This is a genomic window from Actinomadura luzonensis (assembly GCF_022664455.2).
In the GTDB taxonomy this organism is placed as follows: domain Bacteria; phylum Actinomycetota; class Actinomycetes; order Streptosporangiales; family Streptosporangiaceae; genus Nonomuraea; species Nonomuraea luzonensis.
Map to the genome: position 1 here is coordinate 403930 of NZ_JAKRKC020000001.1, position 16172 is coordinate 420101.

Here is a 16172-nt window from a genome sequence, read left to right on the forward strand (position 1 = left end):
TCGACGTGGATCAGGTGCGGGACCACTCTGCCAGGGCGGACCGACAGAATCGGCTGCCCTTTCGAGTGACCAGGCGAGGGGGTGGAAAGGGTGGGTTCGGGTGGGGGCGGGGGCGGGTAGTGATCGGCGAAAAGGTCGGGAGGGAGTCCCCCATGTCCGGTCCGTCGATCCCCCGTTTCCACCTGGCCGTGCCCGTTGACGATCTTGACGCGGCCCGGCGGTTCTACGGCGAGCTCATCGGGTGTGAGCAGGGCCGCAGCTCCGACAGGTGGATCGACTGGAACCTGCACGGGCATCAGTTCGTGACGCATCTCGCGCCCGTCGCCGGGCGGTTGCGGGCGCACAACGCGGTGGACGGGCACGACGTGCCGGTGCCGCATTTCGGACTGATCCTGACGATTCCGGAATTTCATGAACTGGCGGCACGGTTCCGGGACGCCGGGACGGAGTTCGTCATCGACCCCTACCTGCGCTTCGCCGGCGAGCCCGGCGAGCAGTGGACGATGTTCCTGCTCGACCCGGCCGGCAACGCCCTGGAGTTCAAGGCGTTCGCCGACGACTCCCAGGTCTTCGCCGTCCAGCCGGCGGGCGGCTAGGCCAGCCGGTCGCCCAGCGCGGCCGTGCGCAGCGAGCGGTACAGCAGCCGGGCGTCGCCCAGGTGGTGCCGCAGCAGCTTCTCCAGCCCGCCGATCGGGACGAGGTTCTGCGGCGCGCGCGGGTCCTTGTAGTCGACCCCGGCGAGCGGCGGCAGCGCCAGCGTCACGGCGTCGGCGAGCGCCACGACCTGGGCGGGCTCCAGCTCGGCGCTCGCCTCGCAGCGCGCCACCCCCGCCCACGGCGCGGACGACCGCACCGGCAGCCGCACGTACCAGGCGTGCCGCCGCCAGCTCGTGCCCATGAGGAACACCGGCGTCCGCTGCCCCGGCGCGAGCGCCCCCACCACGGCGGACTGCGGCGACGGCAGGTACGCCGTGTGGTGGGTCTTGATGTAGCCGACCGTGCGCGGCAGGTGGCTGCGGCCCCGCAGCGGGCCGTCCACGAGCAGCAGGTCGTCGGTCGTGGAGCGGTGGCGCACCGCGAGGTCCACCTCGAGCTGGGTGACCTGCCGCTGCAGCGCCAGCGACAGCTCTTCGAAGCTGGCGTCGGCGGCCTTGCTCGGATGGTACGTGGCGTGCGCCGTCTTCACCTCGGGCGCGTGCGGCGAGGCGGAGATGAGCGTCCTGCTGACCTCGATCTCGGCCAGGTCGGCGCCCTCGGCCCCGCACCTGACGATCCCCGCCGCGTACGAGGCCGCGATCCCCGGCACCGGCATGGGCGCGTCGGGGTCGTCGACCCAGACCCGCGCGTCCACGCGCCGCACCCCGTCGGCGACCAGCAGCGTCGCGGGCGGGACGGCGTCGGGCCCGGGCGTGACCGGCCGCCAGGCGGCGGGCGGGCACTCGATGTCGAGCACCAGCTCGGCGCTGGTGGCCCCCATCTCGGCGACGTTCTCGACGGCGAGCGCGGCGGCGTAGCCGGGGTCCCATGGATCGACGGTGAAGCCGCTCACGAGGCGGCCCCGCTCGCGATCCCGGTCTTGGTGACGTGCGAGCCCTTGCCGTCGCGCCGCACCTCGAAGCGCACCGGCACCCGCTCGGCCAGCGCGGGCACGTGCGTGACGACGCCGATCATGCGGTCCTGGCCGGCGGCCAGGCGTTCGAGCGTGGTGGCGACGGTGTCGAGGGTGGCGGGGTCGAGGGTGCCGAAGCCCTCGTCCAGGAAGATCGAGTCGAGGCCTTTGGCGACGGCCCCGGACAGCGCGAGGGCGAGGGCGAGCGCGGCCTGGAAGGTCTCGCCGCCGGACAGGGTGCGGGCGCTGCGCCGCAGGCCGGCCTCGGCGAAGTCGATGACCTCGATGTCGCCGGTCCGGTCGGCGAGGGCCAGCTCGTACTGGCCGTCGGACAGCTCGCGCAGCGTCTCGGAGGCCGCGGCGACGAGCACCGCCAGGGCCTCGGCGCACAACCAGCGCTCGAACGCGTTGGCGCGCAGCCGGAGCGCCAGCTCGTGGGCGACCTTGGCCTCGTGCTCCTTCATCGCGACGCGGTTCTCCAGGTCGGCGGCGCGCCGGCGCTCCTCCCTGAGCCGTTCGAGGTCGCTCTCGGCGCGCGCGAGCGCCCCGGCGACGGCGGCGCCGAGCTGGTCGGGCGAGGCCTCGCGGGGCGCGACGACGCCGTGCCCGGCCAGGCGCTCGGCGAGCCTGCGGCGGTCGGCGGCGAGCCGGTCGCGGGCCTCGGCGAGCGCGCGCTCCCGCTCGGCGAGCGCGGCGCGGGCGGCCTGCGCCGCCCGGTCGCGCCAGCCGAGCAGCTCCTCCCAGGCGCGGTGCAGGTCGTCGCGGATGAGGGGCGGCGGCGGGTCGTCGGGCGCCCCGGACACCAGCAGCCGGTCGCGGGCGGACTCGAGCGCCTGCCAGGCCGACGCCTCCTGGCGTTCGACCTGGCCGGCGTGGTCGCGGGCGCGTTGCAGCCGGCCGCGGGCGGCCCGGACGGCGCTCCGCGCCTCCCCCGCCACCGAGTCGGCCTTGGCGATGGCGGCCAGCCTGGCCTCCAGCTCGGCCCGGTCGCCGGGGGCGGGCAGCGCGGCCAGCTCGGACTCCATCCGCTCGGCCTGCCGGGCCAGCATGGCGGCCGACGTCTCGGCCTTGGCGTGGGCGGCCTGGGCGCGCTGGGCGCGTTCGCGGGCCTGGGCGAGCGCGCGGTCGGCGGTGCGCATGTCGGCGGGCGAGCGGTGCAGCGGCAGCTCGGCGACCGGGTGGTGGCAGACGGGCACGGCTCGCCGACGGCCAGCCGGTGCACCAGGTGGGCGGCGGCGTGCGCGTCGCGCAGCCGTTCGACGCTCTCCTCGGCCTCGGCCGCGGCCTGCCCGGCGGCCTCGGCGGCGGCGGCCAGGCCGGCGAGGGCGGCGGCGGCCTCGGCCGCCTCGACGCGGGTGCGCGCGGCGTCGGCGGCCAGCCGTTCGCGGGCGTCGAGCGCGGCGAGGGCGGCGCGGGGCGCGCCGCGGTCGCCCAGCGCGGCCAGCGCCTCGAACGCCTCGTGCTCGTCGGCCTCCAGCGTGGCGACCTCGCCGGCCAGCGTCTCGACGGCCGCGGCGGCGGCGCGGCGGGCCGAGGCCAGGGTGGGGACGGCGTCCGGCATGGCGAGGCGGCCCAGCACGGCCTGCCGCTCGGCGACGGCGGCCCGCTCCTGCTCGGCGCGGCGGATGTCGGACTCGCGGGCCCGCAGCAGGTCGAGGTCGGCGCCGATCGCGTCGGACAGCCGGGCCAGCGCGGCCAGCCGGTCGGTCAGCTCGCGCTCGGCCTCCTCGCTCGCCCCGGACAGCTTGGCGAGCTGGTCGCGGGCGAAGGACGCCTCCTGCCTGGCGGTCTCCTCCTCGCGGGCGGCGCGCTGCCTGATCAGCTCGTAGACGTCGGCGTCGAGGAGCTGCACCAGCAGGTCCTGCCGCTCGCGCGGGGCGGCGTGCAGGAACTCGGCGAAGCGGCCCTGCGGCAGCACCACGCACTGGGTGAAGAAGCGGTATTCGAGGCCGGTGACCCGCTGCGCCTCGGGGGTGACGCCCTCGCCCTCGGCGAGCGGCTTGACCACGGCCTCGAACGCCTGCTCCAGCGGCGCGGCCGGGTCCAGCTCGTCCAGCCGGGCCTCCTTGGTGCGGACCGCGCCCTTGGCGTCGCGGACCATGGCGCGGACCACGCCGTAACGCCGGCCGTCGCTGTCGAAGACCATCGCGACCTTGCCCGCCGCGACGGACGGCGCGAGCGCGTGGGCGACCGCGCCCTCCCGGCCCCAGCGCGGGACGGTGCCGTACAGGGCGAAGCAGATCGCGTCGATGATCGTGCTCTTGCCCGCGCCGGTCGGGCCGATCAGCGCGAAGTACTCGGTGTCGGAGAAGTCGACGACGACCGGCTCGCGGAAGCTGCCGAAATGGTCGAGATGGAGCAGCAGGGGACGCATCAGCCGGTCACCTCGTCGTAGAGCCGGTCGAACAGGGCGGCCACCTGGTCGTCGTGGCGTCCGGTGGCGGCGAGGTAGTCGCGGAACAGCTCGCGCGGGCTGCGCCCGGCCGTGCCGGCACGGCGGGTGGCGGGCACGGGGCGGAACTTCTCGTCCAGCATGACGTCCACGGCGGCGCCGGACAGCAGCTCGCGGACGTCGTCGGCGAGCCCGACGCGGGGTTTCTCCTCCACGACGACCTTGAGCCAGTCGTCGCCCGGGTCGATGCCCTCCAGCTGCTCCAGCGTGCCGCGGACGGTGCGGAGCCGGCGGGCGGAGGCGAAGGTCAGCTCACGCACGACCGCCGGGCGGCCCGGCGAGACCTCGACCAGCAGCGCGCCCGGGGTGTTGCCCTCCTCGCCGAAGTCGACGTTGAGCGGCGAGCCGCTGTACCAGATCGGGCAGGGGCCGGGGATCTGCTGGCGGCGGTGCAGGTGGCCGAGGGCGGCGTACTGGGTGGCGGGCGGGAACGCGGTCGGCTCGAAGTAGTAGGAGAAGATCGACTGGGCCTCGCGCTCGCCGCCGCCGAACGCGCCGCCGGGCAGGGTGCCGTGGGTGGTGACGAGGTTGACGGTGTCGCCGTGGAAGCCCGCGGTGAGCGCGCCCATCAGCTCGCCGATGCGGGAGGCGTAGTCGCGGTTGTGCTCGGCGGCGGTGCCGGTCAGCACCTCGGCGGCGCGGACGACGTACCGGTGCGACAGGAACGGCAGCACCGCGAGCCGCACCGGCTCGCCCGTGCGCGCGGTGAAGGCGAGCGTGCCGCCCGCGTCGGGCCGCCGGAAGACGCCGACCACGTGCAGGCCGAGCTTGCCCAGCACCGGCCGGTAGACCTCCAGGAGCTGCGGGTTGTCGTGGTTGCCGGCCAGCACGATCACGTCGCGGTCCTCGCCGCGCAGCGCCATGAGGGCGCCGAGCACCAGCGACTGGGCCTCGGGCGTGGGCGCGGAGGTGTCGAACAGGTCACCGGCCACGATGACGGCGTCGACGTCGTGGGCGCGGGCGGCGGCGACCAGCTCGCGCAGCACCTCGCGGTGCTCGTCGAGACGGGAGCGGCCTTTGAGCACCTTGCCCACGTGCCAGTCCGCGGTGTGCAGGATCTTCACGGAACCACCTGTACGGATCGAGAAGGGCGGTCAGAAGGGCGGGATGTCGTCCTCGACGGCGGACGGGAGCCCCTGGAACGGGTCGGCGTGCGCCTTGGCGGCCGGCAGGGGCGCCGCCTCGGCGGGCCGGGTGGCCCACGCCGGGAACGGGAACGCCACGGCCAGCGGCACCGGGATCTCCGGCTGCGCCACGAACATGGTGCCCGGCTTGGCGATCGTGGCGCGCTCGCGCACGGCCGGGGGCATCCAGCCGTACTCCGACCGGGCGGCCTCGGCCGGGTCGAGGCGGCCGGCGACGCGGACCGCGCTGTTGGAGACGATGCGCCGCTCCACCTCGGAGGCGGTCTGCTGGGCGCCGATGAGGATGACGCCGAGCGAGCGGCCGCGTTCGGCCACGTCCAGCAGGATCTCCTTGATCGGGGAGTCGCCCTCGCGCGGGGCGTACTTGTTGAGCTCGTCCAGCACCACGAACAGCAGCGGCTTGGCCGTGCCCGAGGACTCCTTGCGGTGGAACTCGCCGCGCAGCACGACGCCGACCACGAACCGCTGCGCCCGCTCCGGCAGGTTGTGCAGGTCGACGATGGAGACCTGGGCGTCGGAGGTGCTGACCGAGTGGGCCCGGTAGAAGGGCAGGTCGCCGCGGACGATCGGCGACAGCGGGCGCACGGCGCTGCGCAGGCGGCGCAGGAAGGCGTTGACGGTGCCGAGCGGGGTCTGCGCGCCCGTCCAGTCACGCCGGCTCTCCTCCTCCTGGAGCTGGTCGGACAGCATCTCCACCAGGTCGGCGAACGTGCGGCAGGTGGTGCCCTGGACGCGGACCGCGCCGCCGTCGCCGACCGGCTCGGCCCACGACTTCAGCCGGGCCGCGACCTGCCCGACGAGCAGGGAGTAGCCGGCCCGCTCGTCGTCGGCGTCGGCGAAGACGAAGCGCAGCAGCTCCTCCTGGCAGAACTCGACCAGCGTCCAGTAGAAGGCGCTGACGCCCTGCGTGCGAGCGGCGACGTGGGGCACGCCGTTGGGGTCGTTCGGGCGGGGCGGGGCGAAGACGTGGACGCTGCCGAAGGCCCGCGCGGGCAGCCCGAGCCGGGCGTAGACGTCGCGGGCGCGCTGGTCGAGGCGGGTGTTGTCGTGGTCGAGGAAGAGCAGGTCCTCGCCCTTGACGGAGAAGATGAGCGCCTTGGTGTTGGCGGACTCGGCGTCGAGCACGCCGGAGTTGAAGATCGAGTAGAGCAGGAACGTGGCGAAGGACGTCTTGGTCGCCACGCCCGACACGCCGGAGATCGACACGTGCGCGCCGCGGGTGCCGTCGAGGAAGTCGAAGTTGACGTAGAGCGGCTGGCCGTCGCGGCCGGTGCCGAGCGGGATGCGCCGCTCCATCACGTCGAAGTAGAGCGCCTGGTCGCGGTCGCCGGCGCCGGCCAGGTAGACCTGGGCGCCGGGCAGCGGCGGCACGAACACCTCCGGCTCGACCCTGGTCACCCGCACCTCGGCCACCTCGACGACGGCGGCCGGGAGCGCGCCGTCGGCGATGAGGAAGACGTCGGAGTCGTAGGCGGCGCCCTCGTGGCGGGCCTCCACCGTGGTCACCACGCCCGCCACCAGCACGGGGCCGTGGCCGGGCACCTCCCGCCTGGTCACCACGACGTCGTCGAGCTGGACGACCTTGCCCGGCTCCAGGCCCACCCAGAACGACAGCGGCGAGGCCGCCTGCGTGCCGAGGACCCGACCGACCACCTCACCGGTCACCTGCGCCCCGGCCGCCGCCTGGGCCGCGTGCGGGCTCGCCGCTCCGTTGACCGTCACCAATCCCTCCGCCCCCATCAATGCCCTTCTCAAGGAGAGTAGTGGGGCGGACGGGGTGCGTCCGGCTCATTACCCTCAATGCGGGATCGGGAGGCGCTGCACGCGCAGCTCGTGCGCGCCGTCGGCGCGCGACATCTCGTAGTAGAGCCACCAGTGGCCGTCGTGGATGAGCGCGTCGACATAGCGGACGGAGCCGGTGCCGTACGGGGAGGTCACCCAGGGGCCGTACTCCGACAGCCGCCGCCAGGTGAACAGGTCGGAGGAGATGGCGACGCCGCAGCGTTCCTCGTAGTTCTCGGTGTGGGAGGCGGAGCCGTCGTAGAAGCCGACGTAGCCGCCGGCGACCGGGACGACGCTGTTGAGCCGGGCCTGGTAGCGGTCCCAGCCGGTGCCGACCGGCAGGACCGTGCCGCGCCAGGTGAACGACTCGCCGTCCAGGCTGGTGGCCAGGCCGGTCGGGTGGGTGGTCGCGCCGACGTTGTAGATGTCGGCGGTGGCGTGGGCGGCCGGGTCGGGGCGGCCCATGGGCTCGGCGAAGCTGGCGAACAGGTACGTGACCGGGCCGGCGCGCAGCACGTACGGGTCCTTGACCCCTTCGGTGCCGGTCGAGGCCGCGGTCAGCACCGGGCGGGCCCGGGTGACGTCGAACGCCGACGGGTGCTCGGCGGTCAGCGCGTCGATCCGCCACCGGTTGTCGGCGGGGTCCACGTACGACAGGTACAGCCGGTAGCCGCCGCTGACCGGCATCAGGCAGAACCGTTCCATGGAGGGGGTGCCCAGCTCGTCCTTGTGCACGCTCCACACGTCGGTGAAGCTGAGGCCGTCGTCGCTGACGGCCACCGCGCACTGCCAGCCGCGCTCGGCAGCCGCGCCCCTCGGCCGGCGCCGCCGGTAGGTGAGCCAGAACCGCTCGCCGTCGTGCAGCACGCCGGCCGCGCCGGACCAGTACCCGGAGGCGTCCTTCTCCGGCTCCAGCACGACGGAGCCCGCCAGCGGATCGAACGCCGACAGCGGCGCGTATACCCGATGAGCCACAATGCCTACCTTTCGTACAAGAAACTGTCCAGGGCGACGGCGGCCCCGCCCACCACCCCGGCGTCGCCGGCGAGGGTCGGACGTCCCACCCGTACCAGGTCGCGCAGCACCGGGAACGTCTTGGCGCGCAGCGCGGCGCGCACCCGGTCGAAGACCGGCTCGGGGGCCGCGCCGAAGATCCCGCCGAGCAGGATCAGCTCGGGGTTGAGCAGGTTGACGGCGCCGGCCAGGCCGGTGGACAGGTGGCCGGCCACCTCGTCGAGCAGCGCGTCGTCCAGCTCCGCGAGGAGGTCGGCGGAGCGCCGGCCGAGCCGCGCGGCCAGGTACGGCTCGGACACCACGGTCTCCAGGCAGCCGGTCGCGCCGCACGCGCAGGGGCGGCCCTTCTCCTGCACGCGCAGGTGGCCGAGCTCGGTGACGCCGTGCGGGCCCGGCCGGAACGGCTGCCCGCCGATCACCAGGCCGGCGCCGACGCCGGTGCGGACGTGCACGTACAGGAGGGGGTCCGCGCCGCCGGTCGCGCCGTAGCGGCTCTCGGCGAGCGCCATGGAGCGCACGTTGTGGTCCACGACGGCCGGCACGCCGAGGGCGCGCTCCAGCAGGTCGGCGAAGGGCACGTCGCGCCAGCCGAGGTTGACCGACAGGACGACGCGCCGGCGCGCGGCGTCCACCGGGCCGGGGGCGGCGACGCCGACGCCGAGCAGCCGGCCGGCGGGGACGGCCGCGGCCAGCCCGGACGCCTCCTCCGCGATCCGGGCGGCCACCCGTTCCGGGCTCTCGGCGGCGGCGTCGAAGGCGAACGACCTGCTCTCCCGCACCCGGGCCCGCAGGTCGCACAGTCCCAGCTCGACCGCGCCCGCGCCGACGCGCACGCCGATGACGTGCCGGGCGTCGGCCCGGATGCCGATGCCGGTGGACGGCCGGCCGACCCGCCGGCCGGCGCCCGCCACCGCGCCTTCGGCGACCAGGCCTTCGTCGAGGAGCTGGCCGACGACCTTGGTCATGGTCGTGGCGGACAGGCCCAGCCGGCGCGCGAGGTCGGCGCGCGGCTGGGGGCCGTCGTCGCGCAGGCTGCGCAGCACGAGGCGGCGGTGGTGCCGGCGCACGTCCTGAACCGGTGAGTACCGCTGGTCCATGGATCGCCCCTTTAACTAACTACCCGTGAGAAAATAACGGGGACCGGACGATTCGGTCAAGTCTCCCAAAAGGGATTCCGTCAGCCGCCGAACAACTCCGCCAGCGAGGTCGCCGGATGCCCGGTGAGCGCGGGCACGGCGTCGCTCACGCCGTCCAGCTCGCCCGCCGCGATCGCCAGATACGTGGACACCCACGCCTCCACCTGCCAGCCGGGCGCCCCGTGGACCTGGCGGGAGGCGTACGCCTCATCCAGCGTCTCCTCGTGGTAGACGTGGCGGCGGCCGGTGGCCGCGGTCAGGACGGTCGCCACCTCCTCCAGCGTCAGCGCCTGCGGCCCGGTCAGGTCGTAGGTCGCGCCCGCGTGGGCGGCCGGGTCGAGCAGCACGGCGACGGCGGCGTCGGCGATGTCGTCCTGGGCCACGGCCGCCACCCTCCCCCGGCCCGCGGGGCCGCGGATCACGCCGTCCTCGCCCGCCATGCCCGGCAGGAAGTCGGCGTAGAGGTTGTCGCGCAGGAACGTGAACGGCACCCCGCCGGCGCGGATGTGCTGCTCGGTCGCCCAGTGGTCGCGGGCCAGGGTGAACGTCGCGTCGGGGGCCGCGCCGAAGAAGGAGACGTAGACCAGGTGCGACACGCCGGCCGCGCGGGCCGCGTCCACGAACGCGCGGTGCCGGTCGAGCCGGTCGGCGCTCTCGGCCGCCGAGACGAACAACACGGTGCCGGCGCCGTCGAGCGCGCGCCGCACCGCCTCAGGATCGCCGTAGTCGGCGCTCACCGCGCTCGCGCCGGGCAGTCTCGGGGCGCGCCCGGCGTCCCTGGAGACCAGCCGCTGCTCGACGCCGGCCGCCGCGAGCCGGGCGGCGACCCGCCCGCCGAGCTTGCCGGTGGCGCCCGTGGTCACGACGAAGGCCATGGCGCACAGCCTAGAGGCCCGGCGGCGCGGCGGACCGTCGGCGCGCTGCCGGAGGGCGCCCGAGCGCGCCGCCGGAGGGCGCCCGGCCGCGCCGCCGTGATCGTCCGGTCCCGCGGGAGGCCGTAGGCTGCTCGGATGACCGGCAGTCCCGCTGAGGTGGAAACGCTGCTGTCCGACGCCGTCGCCGGGTGGGAGCCCGTGCCGCCCTGGGCCGTGGCGCGGGCCCGGCTCGCCGGGGGCGGCACCGCGATCGCCAAGTGGACGCGCCCGCACGTCCTGCAGGCGCGCGAGCGCGGCTGGCGCACCCGTACCGAGGTGGCCGCGCTGCGCTTCCTCGCCGACGACCTCGGGCTCGCGCTGGCGCCGCGCGTCCTCGCCGCCGACCTGGACGCCGGCCTGGTCGTGCTGGAGGACCTGGCCCCGCGCACGCCGCTGGACGGGCTGCTGCGCGCCGACGGCGCCGCCGCGCACGCGGACCGGCTGGCCGCCGCCGCCCGCGCCCGCGGCGCTGCTGAACGCCGCCACCGCGGGCCGGGCGGAGACGTACTACGCGCGGCGCGCCGCGCTCGGCCCGGTCGACCCGCGCGCGACCGCGCCGGGGCCTTCGCCGGCCACCACGAACGCGGGCTGCGGGCCGGCGGCCGAGTTCGGCGCGCCGGTCACCGGCCCGGCCGGGCGCGAGCTGGCCGCCGCCGTCGCGGAGCTGCTGGAGCCGGGGCCGTTCCTGGCGCTCGGCAACGGCGACGCCGAGACCAACAACGTGCTCGTGCGCGCCGGCGGCGACCCGGACGCCCGCCTCATCGACTTCGAGTTCGCCGGTTACGGGCACGCCCTGCACGACGCGGTCCCGCTGCACCTGCCCGGCCCCGGCTGGCTGACGGTCGCCGCTCCCGGGCCCGCCGCCGAGTACCGCCGCGCGCTGGCCCGGGGCGTGCCCGAGGCCGAGGACGACCGCCGCTACGGCCTCGGGCTGGCCGCGGCCTGCCTCTGGTACGCCCTCGTCCGCGTGGAACGCCTGCCGGCCCTGGCCGCCCGCCCGCCGGGTGACGACAGCCGGGCCCAGCTCGTGTCGATCCTGGAGGCCGCGGCCGGCGTCGCGCACGGAGCACTGCCGCACCTGGCCGGCTGGGCGCGCCGCACAGCAGAGCTGCTGCGCCGCCGGTGGCCGGACGCCGACCGGGACCTCGGCGCGCTGCCGCCGTACACGCCGCGCCGCCACTGACCCGCTTCCGGGGGAATCGGGCACGCTTGCCCGGATGCGTAGATCGTGCAAACTTTGACGTCTTCGCCCTGCCCTCTCCCCGGGAGCCCGCCGTGCGTGTCGCTCTGATCGCCCCCGTCGTCGCCCTTCTCCTGGCGAACGCCCCCGCGGCGTCCGCCGCGGCCCCCGAGGTGATCGACTACAGGTGCACGACGACCGCCACCGGCGACACACAGAACATCAAGCTCAGCGTCGAGCTGACGGTCCCGGCCACCGCCGGCGTGCAGCAGAACGTGACGATCGGCTGGAAGGGCTCCTACTCCGGCTCGGCCCAGCTCCTCGCGCCCGCGACGGGCCTGGAGGCCGGGCTCAACCTGTACGCCTACGTGGGCATCAGCGGGATCACCGGCCTGACCTCGGCGACCGGCGTGGCCCAGCTCACCGGCGTGACGCCGAGCGCCGCCATCCCCCTCCCCACGACCACGGTCAACCTGACGACGACCCCGCCGCAGGCGGGCCAGGGCAAGGTGCACGTCGCGGCCGTCAACTTCGGCTCCAGCCCGCAGGAGCCGGTGATCGAGTGCGAGGTCGCGAACGCCGCCGGCCGCACCGAGCACCCGCTCAGCGTCACCGCCGGCGGCACGTCGAGCAGCCCCTCCCCCACCCCCACCGCGAGCAGCACCCCCACCGACGACGCCGACGACGAGGAGACCGAGGACCCGGAGACCAGCGCCACGCCGGAGGAGAGCGACGCCGGGACGAGCACCCCGTCAGGCGGCGTCGCGACCGGGGGCGGCGGCGAGGCGGGCCCGGACGGCCGGTCGCTGATCCTGGCCGGCTCCCTGCTGCTGCTCGCCTCCACCGCGGGCCTCGCGCTGCGCCGCCGGAGGCTGTCGGCGTAGCCGGTGACCGACCCCGGTATTCCGCAGGAGGGAAGGTTAGCCTAACCTTAGGCCCATGACCGAGGAGATCTCCCTCCGCGGCGCGGAGCTGTGCCTGAGCTACCACGGCACCCCCGTGGTCCGGGACGCCCGCATCGCCCTCCGCCCGGGCCGCGTCACCGCCCTGGTCGGCCCGAACGGCAGCGGCAAGTCCACCCTGCTGCGCGCGCTGGCCCGGCTGCACCGCCCCGACAGCGGCGCCGTGACCCTGGCCGACGGCACCCCCTGCCTCGACCTCACCGCCCGCGACTTCGCCCGCCGGGTCACCCTGCTCGCGCAGAGCCGTCCCACGCCGGGCGGCGTCCAGGTGCGCGACGTCGTCGGCTACGGCCGCCATCCCTACCGGCGGCGCTGGCGGGCCGGCGACCCCGGCGGCGAGGCGGCCGTCGCCCGCGCGATGGAGCTCACCGGCGTCGCCCCCATGGCCGAACGTCCCGTGGACGAGCTGTCCGGCGGCGAGCTGCAACGCGTCTGGCTGGCCACCTGCCTGGCCCAGGACACCGGCGTCCTGCTGCTGGACGAGCCCACCACGTTCCTCGACCTGCGCTACCAGGTGGAGCTGCTGGAGCTGGTCCGCGACCTGGCCGACGAGCACGGCGTCGCCATCGGCGTCGTGCTGCACGACCTCAACCAGGCCGCCGAGATCGCCGACCACGTCGTGCTCCTGCACGCCGGCCGGGTCCGCGCCGACGGGCCGCCCGCCGACGTCCTCACGACCGAGCTGCTGAGCGACGCCTACGGCATCCGCATCGAGGTCTCCCGCGATCCGCGTACCGGCACCGTCACCACCCGGCCGATCGGCCGCCACACCCGCGCGGTCCCCGCCGCCACCTGAGCCCCGCACCACCACAAGACAGGAAAGACCATGCGCAAGACCCTGCTCGCCCTCGCCTCCGCCGTCCTGCTCGCCGCGTGCGGGACGACCGAGGCCCCCGTGACCGAACAGGCGGGGCCGAGCGGCAGCCCCTCCGCCGCCACCAGGATCACCGTGACCGACAGCCGGGGCAAGCAGGTCACCCTGGACCGCCCGGCGACCCGGGTGGTCAGCCTGGAGTGGGGCGAGACCGAGATGCTGGCCTCCCTCGGCGTCATGCCGGTCGGCGCCGCGGACGTCAAGGGCTACGCCACCTGGGTGACCGCCGCCAAGCTCGACGCCTCCGTCAAGGACGTCGGCAACCGGCAGGAGCCCAGCGTCGACTCCATCAGCGCGCTCCAGCCCGACCTCGTGGTCATGGAGGCCTCACGCGACTCGGCGCTGGTCGGGCAGCTGGAGAAGTTCGTGCCGGTGCTCGTGACCAAGGGCAGCGACGCGCGCGACAACCTCACGCGCATGCGTGGCGACCTCAACATGATCGCCACCGCGGTCGGCAGGACCGACCAGGCGGCCAAGGTGCTGGCCGACTTCGACGCGGCCCTCGCCGACGGCAAGCAGAAGATCGCCGCCGCGGGCGCGGCCGGCAAGCCGTTCGCCATGGCCGACGGGTGGAAGCAGGGCAGCACGATCTCGGTCCGGATGTTCGGCAAGGGCTCGCTGGTCTCCGAGGTCGCCACGCGGCTCGGCCTCACCAACGCCTGGACCGGCGAGGTGGACCCCGACTGGGGCCTCGGCACCACCGACGTCGAGGGCCTGACCGCGCTGAAGGACCCCGAGACCCGCTTCTTCTACAACGCCTCCGACGGCCTCGACGTCTTCGCCGACGGCCTCGCCTCCAACGCCATCTGGAAGAAGCTGCCGTTCGTCGAGAAGCAGCAGGTCACCAAGCTGCCCGACGGCATCTGGACCTTCGGCGGGCCGCTGTCGTGCCGGCAGTACGCCGAGGCGCTGGTGAAGGCGTACGCGGGTTGAGCACCGGAGCACGGCGAGGGACGGGCGTCCCGTCCCTCGTGCCCGCGCCGCCCGCCACGCCGCTGCGGCGGCTCGGCACGGCGGGCGTCCTCGTGCTCGCGCTGGCCGCCACCGTCGTGGTGGCGGCCGTGCACGTGACGCAGGGCACGTCCTCGGTCGGGGCGCTCGACCTGCTCCGGCTGCCGTTCGGGGGCGGCGGCGACGAGGCCGCCCGGGTCCTGCTGGCCTCGCGGCTGCCGCGGCTGCTGGCCGGGATCGCCGTCGGCGTCGCGCTCGGCGTGGCGGGCTCGCTGCTGCAGTCGGTCGCGCGCAACCCGATGGCCTCGCCCGACACGCTCGCGGTCAGCTCGGGGGCGTACCTGGCGGTGGCCGCGGCGGCGGCGTTCGGGCTGGCGCTGCCGGTGCCGGTGTCGGGCGGGCTCGCGCTGTTCGGCGGGCTGGCCGCGGCCGGGCTGGTGATGGCGCTGGCGGCGGGCGGGCGGGCCGGGACGACCCGGCTCATCCTGGCCGGGTCCGCCACCGCGCTGGCGCTGCAGTCCCTCACCAACCTCGTCATGATCCTCTTCGAGGAGGAGACCACCGGGCTGTTCGCCTGGGGCAGCGGATCGCTCGTGCAGAGCGACTTCGGGGCCGTCGCCCAGCTCGGGCCGGTCATCGCCGCGGTGCTGGCGGCCGCGATGCTGGCCGCGCCGCGCGTCGACATCCTCGGCCTCGGCGACGACACGGCCGCCGTGCTCGGCGTGAACGTGCGCCGCCTGCGCGGCCGGCTCACCCTGCTGGCCGTCCTGCAGGCGGCCGCCGCCGTGACGATCGCGGGGCCGATCGGGTTCGTCGGGCTGTGCGCGCCGGTGATCGTCCGGCTGCTGCCCCGGTCCATCCCCGGCCTGCACCGCAACCGGTCGCTGCTGCCGCTGTCCGGGCTGGCCGGCGCGTTGATCGTGCTCGGCTCCGACATCCTGCTGCGGGCCGTGCTCGGCGCGCAGGCCGGCGTCGAGGTGCCGCCCGGCGTGGTCACCACGGTGCTCGGCGCCGTCGTGATGATCTGGCTGGCGCGCCGCTACCGGGACGCCGGGCCGACCCGCCGGCCGCCCGCCGTCAGGACCGGGGCGACCCGCACCCGCGGCGCCTTCCTCGCCGTGACCGCGGTCGCCGCCGCGCTGCTCGTGGCCGCGCTGGTCGCCGGCCTGCTCGGCGGCGACCGGTGGCTGCTCACCGGCGACGTGCTCAACTGGCTGCAGGGCCGCTCCGGGCGGGCGCTGACGTTCGTGCTCGACCAGCGCTGGCCGCGCGTGCTGGCCGCCGCGCTGGCGGGGGCCGCGCTGGCCGTGGCGGGCGCGGCGGTGCAGGCCGTGTGCCGCAACCCGCTCGCCGAGCCCGGCGTGCTCGGCGTCACGGCCGGGGCCGGGGTCGGCGCGGTCACGCTGCTGGCCGCGGCGCCGCTGGCCGGCGTCTGGCTGATGTCCGCCACCGCCGGGGCGGGCGCGGTGGCCGCCTTCGCCCTGGTGTACGCGCTGGCGTGGCGCGGCGGGCTGCACTCGGACCGGCTCGTGCTGATCGGCATCGCCGTCCAGGCCGCGTGCACGTCCGTCACCGTCCTGATCATCGTCAAGGCCGACCCGTGGAACACCGCGATGGCCCTGACCTGGCTGTCCGGCTCCACCTACGGCCGGGTGCCGGCCCAGCTCGTGCCGGTGGCGGTGGCCCTGCTGCTGGCCGTCCCGCTGCTGGCCTGGCTCCGCCGCGACCTGGACCTGCTCGCGCTGGACGAGGACACGCCGCGCGTGCTGGGCGTGCCCCTGGAGCCCGTCCGCCTTGGGGCGCTGGCCGCGGCCGTCGTCCTGACCGGGACGGCGGTGTCGGCGGTGGGCGTGGTCGGCTTCGTCGGCCTCATCGCGCCGCACGCCGCCCGCGCCCTGGTCGGCTCGCGGCACGCTCGGGTGCTGCCGGTGGCCGCCCTGCTGGGCGCGCTGCTGGTGAGCCTCGCCGACACCCTGGGCCGCACCGTCATCGCCCCGGCCCAGGTGCCCGCCGGCCTCGTCACGGCCCTGATCGGCACTCCGTATTTCGTCTACCTGCTCTGGCGCGCCCGCGCCCACACCGACGCGACTTGAGGGATTCGAGAGACCGGAGGGGCCGTCGTAGGCAAAGCTTGCACCAAGAGCTTTTGCCCC

The 16172-nt window shown here is 75.6% G+C and carries 13 protein-coding genes and 1 pseudogene; 6 read left to right on the top strand and 8 right to left on the bottom strand.

Annotated features, from left to right (window positions below; translation table 11 throughout):
- The first annotated feature begins 152 nt into the window (after nucleotides 1-152).
- A complete protein-coding gene (locus tag MF672_RS01960; RefSeq protein WP_242379822.1) occupies nucleotides 153-596 on the top strand; it encodes a VOC family protein in 444 nt (147 codons plus the stop codon).
- On the opposite strand, the gene MF672_RS01965 is transcribed toward MF672_RS01960, so the two are convergent.
- The 8 genes and pseudogenes from MF672_RS01965 to MF672_RS02005 form a co-directional block, all read right to left on the bottom strand.
- Nucleotides 593-1549, bottom strand: coding sequence for a hypothetical protein (locus MF672_RS01965; RefSeq protein WP_242379825.1), 957 nt, complete (start codon nucleotides 1547-1549; stop codon nucleotides 593-595). The two genes, MF672_RS01960 and MF672_RS01965, sit on opposite strands and share 4 nt — an antisense overlap.
- A complete protein-coding gene (locus MF672_RS01970; protein WP_247815138.1) occupies nucleotides 1546-2805 on the bottom strand; it encodes an SbcC/MukB-like Walker B domain-containing protein in 1260 nt (419 codons plus the stop codon). Before MF672_RS01970 ends, MF672_RS01965 begins: the two co-directional genes overlap by 4 nt.
- Before the next feature lie 602 nt (nucleotides 2806-3407).
- Nucleotides 3408-3983, bottom strand: a pseudogene (locus MF672_RS52000) (AAA family ATPase); the annotation flags it as partial.
- On the bottom strand, nucleotides 3983-5125 hold the full coding sequence (locus tag MF672_RS01980; RefSeq protein WP_242383718.1) for an exonuclease SbcCD subunit D: 1143 nt from the start codon (nucleotides 5123-5125) through the stop codon (nucleotides 3983-3985). The pseudogene MF672_RS52000 and the gene MF672_RS01980, both read right to left, overlap by 1 nt.
- A gap of 30 nt (nucleotides 5126-5155) precedes the next feature.
- Nucleotides 5156-6928: an ATP-binding protein gene (locus tag MF672_RS01985; protein ID WP_242383719.1), complete on the bottom strand. Its 1773-nt coding sequence runs from the start codon at nucleotides 6926-6928 to the stop codon at nucleotides 5156-5158.
- Between the two features lie 75 nt (nucleotides 6929-7003).
- Nucleotides 7004-7963 (bottom strand): glycoside hydrolase family protein, encoded by a 960-nt coding sequence (locus MF672_RS01990; RefSeq protein WP_242383720.1) that lies wholly within the window; start codon nucleotides 7961-7963, stop codon nucleotides 7004-7006.
- Nucleotides 7964-7968: 5 nt separating this feature from the next.
- On the bottom strand, nucleotides 7969-9099 hold the full coding sequence (locus tag MF672_RS01995; protein ID WP_302893143.1) for an ROK family transcriptional regulator: 1131 nt from the start codon (nucleotides 9097-9099) through the stop codon (nucleotides 7969-7971).
- An 80-nt stretch (nucleotides 9100-9179) separates the two neighbouring features.
- Nucleotides 9180-10013: an SDR family oxidoreductase gene (locus MF672_RS02005; RefSeq protein WP_242383721.1), complete on the bottom strand. Its 834-nt coding sequence runs from the start codon at nucleotides 10011-10013 to the stop codon at nucleotides 9180-9182.
- Nucleotides 10014-10524: 511 nt separating this feature from the next.
- Between MF672_RS02005 and MF672_RS02015 the strand changes: the two genes are divergently transcribed.
- From MF672_RS02015 to MF672_RS02035, 5 genes are all read left to right on the top strand, one after another.
- Nucleotides 10525-11235 carry a phosphotransferase gene (locus MF672_RS02015; RefSeq protein WP_328517125.1) on the top strand — a complete coding sequence of 237 codons (711 nt, stop codon included), beginning with the start codon at nucleotides 10525-10527 and terminating at the stop codon, nucleotides 11233-11235.
- 92 nt (nucleotides 11236-11327) lie between these two features.
- Nucleotides 11328-12116, top strand: a complete 789-nt coding sequence (locus tag MF672_RS02020) for a hypothetical protein (protein WP_242383940.1) — start codon at nucleotides 11328-11330, stop codon at nucleotides 12114-12116.
- Nucleotides 12117-12171: 55 nt separating this feature from the next.
- Complete coding sequence (locus MF672_RS02025; RefSeq protein ID WP_242383941.1) at nucleotides 12172-12990, top strand: ABC transporter ATP-binding protein; 819 nt, start codon at nucleotides 12172-12174, stop codon at nucleotides 12988-12990.
- A 30-nt stretch (nucleotides 12991-13020) separates the two neighbouring features.
- A complete protein-coding gene (locus tag MF672_RS02030) occupies nucleotides 13021-14001 on the top strand; it encodes an ABC transporter substrate-binding protein (protein ID WP_242383942.1) in 981 nt (326 codons plus the stop codon).
- The gene (locus MF672_RS02035; RefSeq protein WP_247815141.1) at nucleotides 13998-16112 is read left to right on the top strand and encodes an iron ABC transporter permease; all 2115 of its coding nucleotides are present in this window, start codon (nucleotides 13998-14000) and stop codon (nucleotides 16110-16112) included. The genes MF672_RS02030 and MF672_RS02035 overlap by 4 nt, the downstream gene beginning before the upstream one ends.
- Nucleotides 16113-16172: the final 60 nt, after the last annotated feature.

Coding starts and splice junctions, on each gene's coding strand:
- MF672_RS01960 (WP_242379822.1), top strand. CDS start 153: ATGTCCGGTCCGTCGATCCCCCGTTTCCACCTGGCCGTGCCCGTTGAC.
- MF672_RS02025 (WP_242383941.1), top strand. CDS start 12,172: ATGACCGAGGAGATCTCCCTCCGCGGCGCGGAGCTGTGCCTGAGCTAC.
- MF672_RS01995 (WP_302893143.1), bottom strand. CDS start 9,099: ATGGACCAGCGGTACTCACCGGTTCAGGACGTGCGCCGGCACCACCGC.
- MF672_RS02030 (WP_242383942.1), top strand. CDS start 13,021: ATGCGCAAGACCCTGCTCGCCCTCGCCTCCGCCGTCCTGCTCGCCGCG.
- MF672_RS02005 (WP_242383721.1), bottom strand. CDS start 10,013: ATGGCCTTCGTCGTGACCACGGGCGCCACCGGCAAGCTCGGCGGGCGG.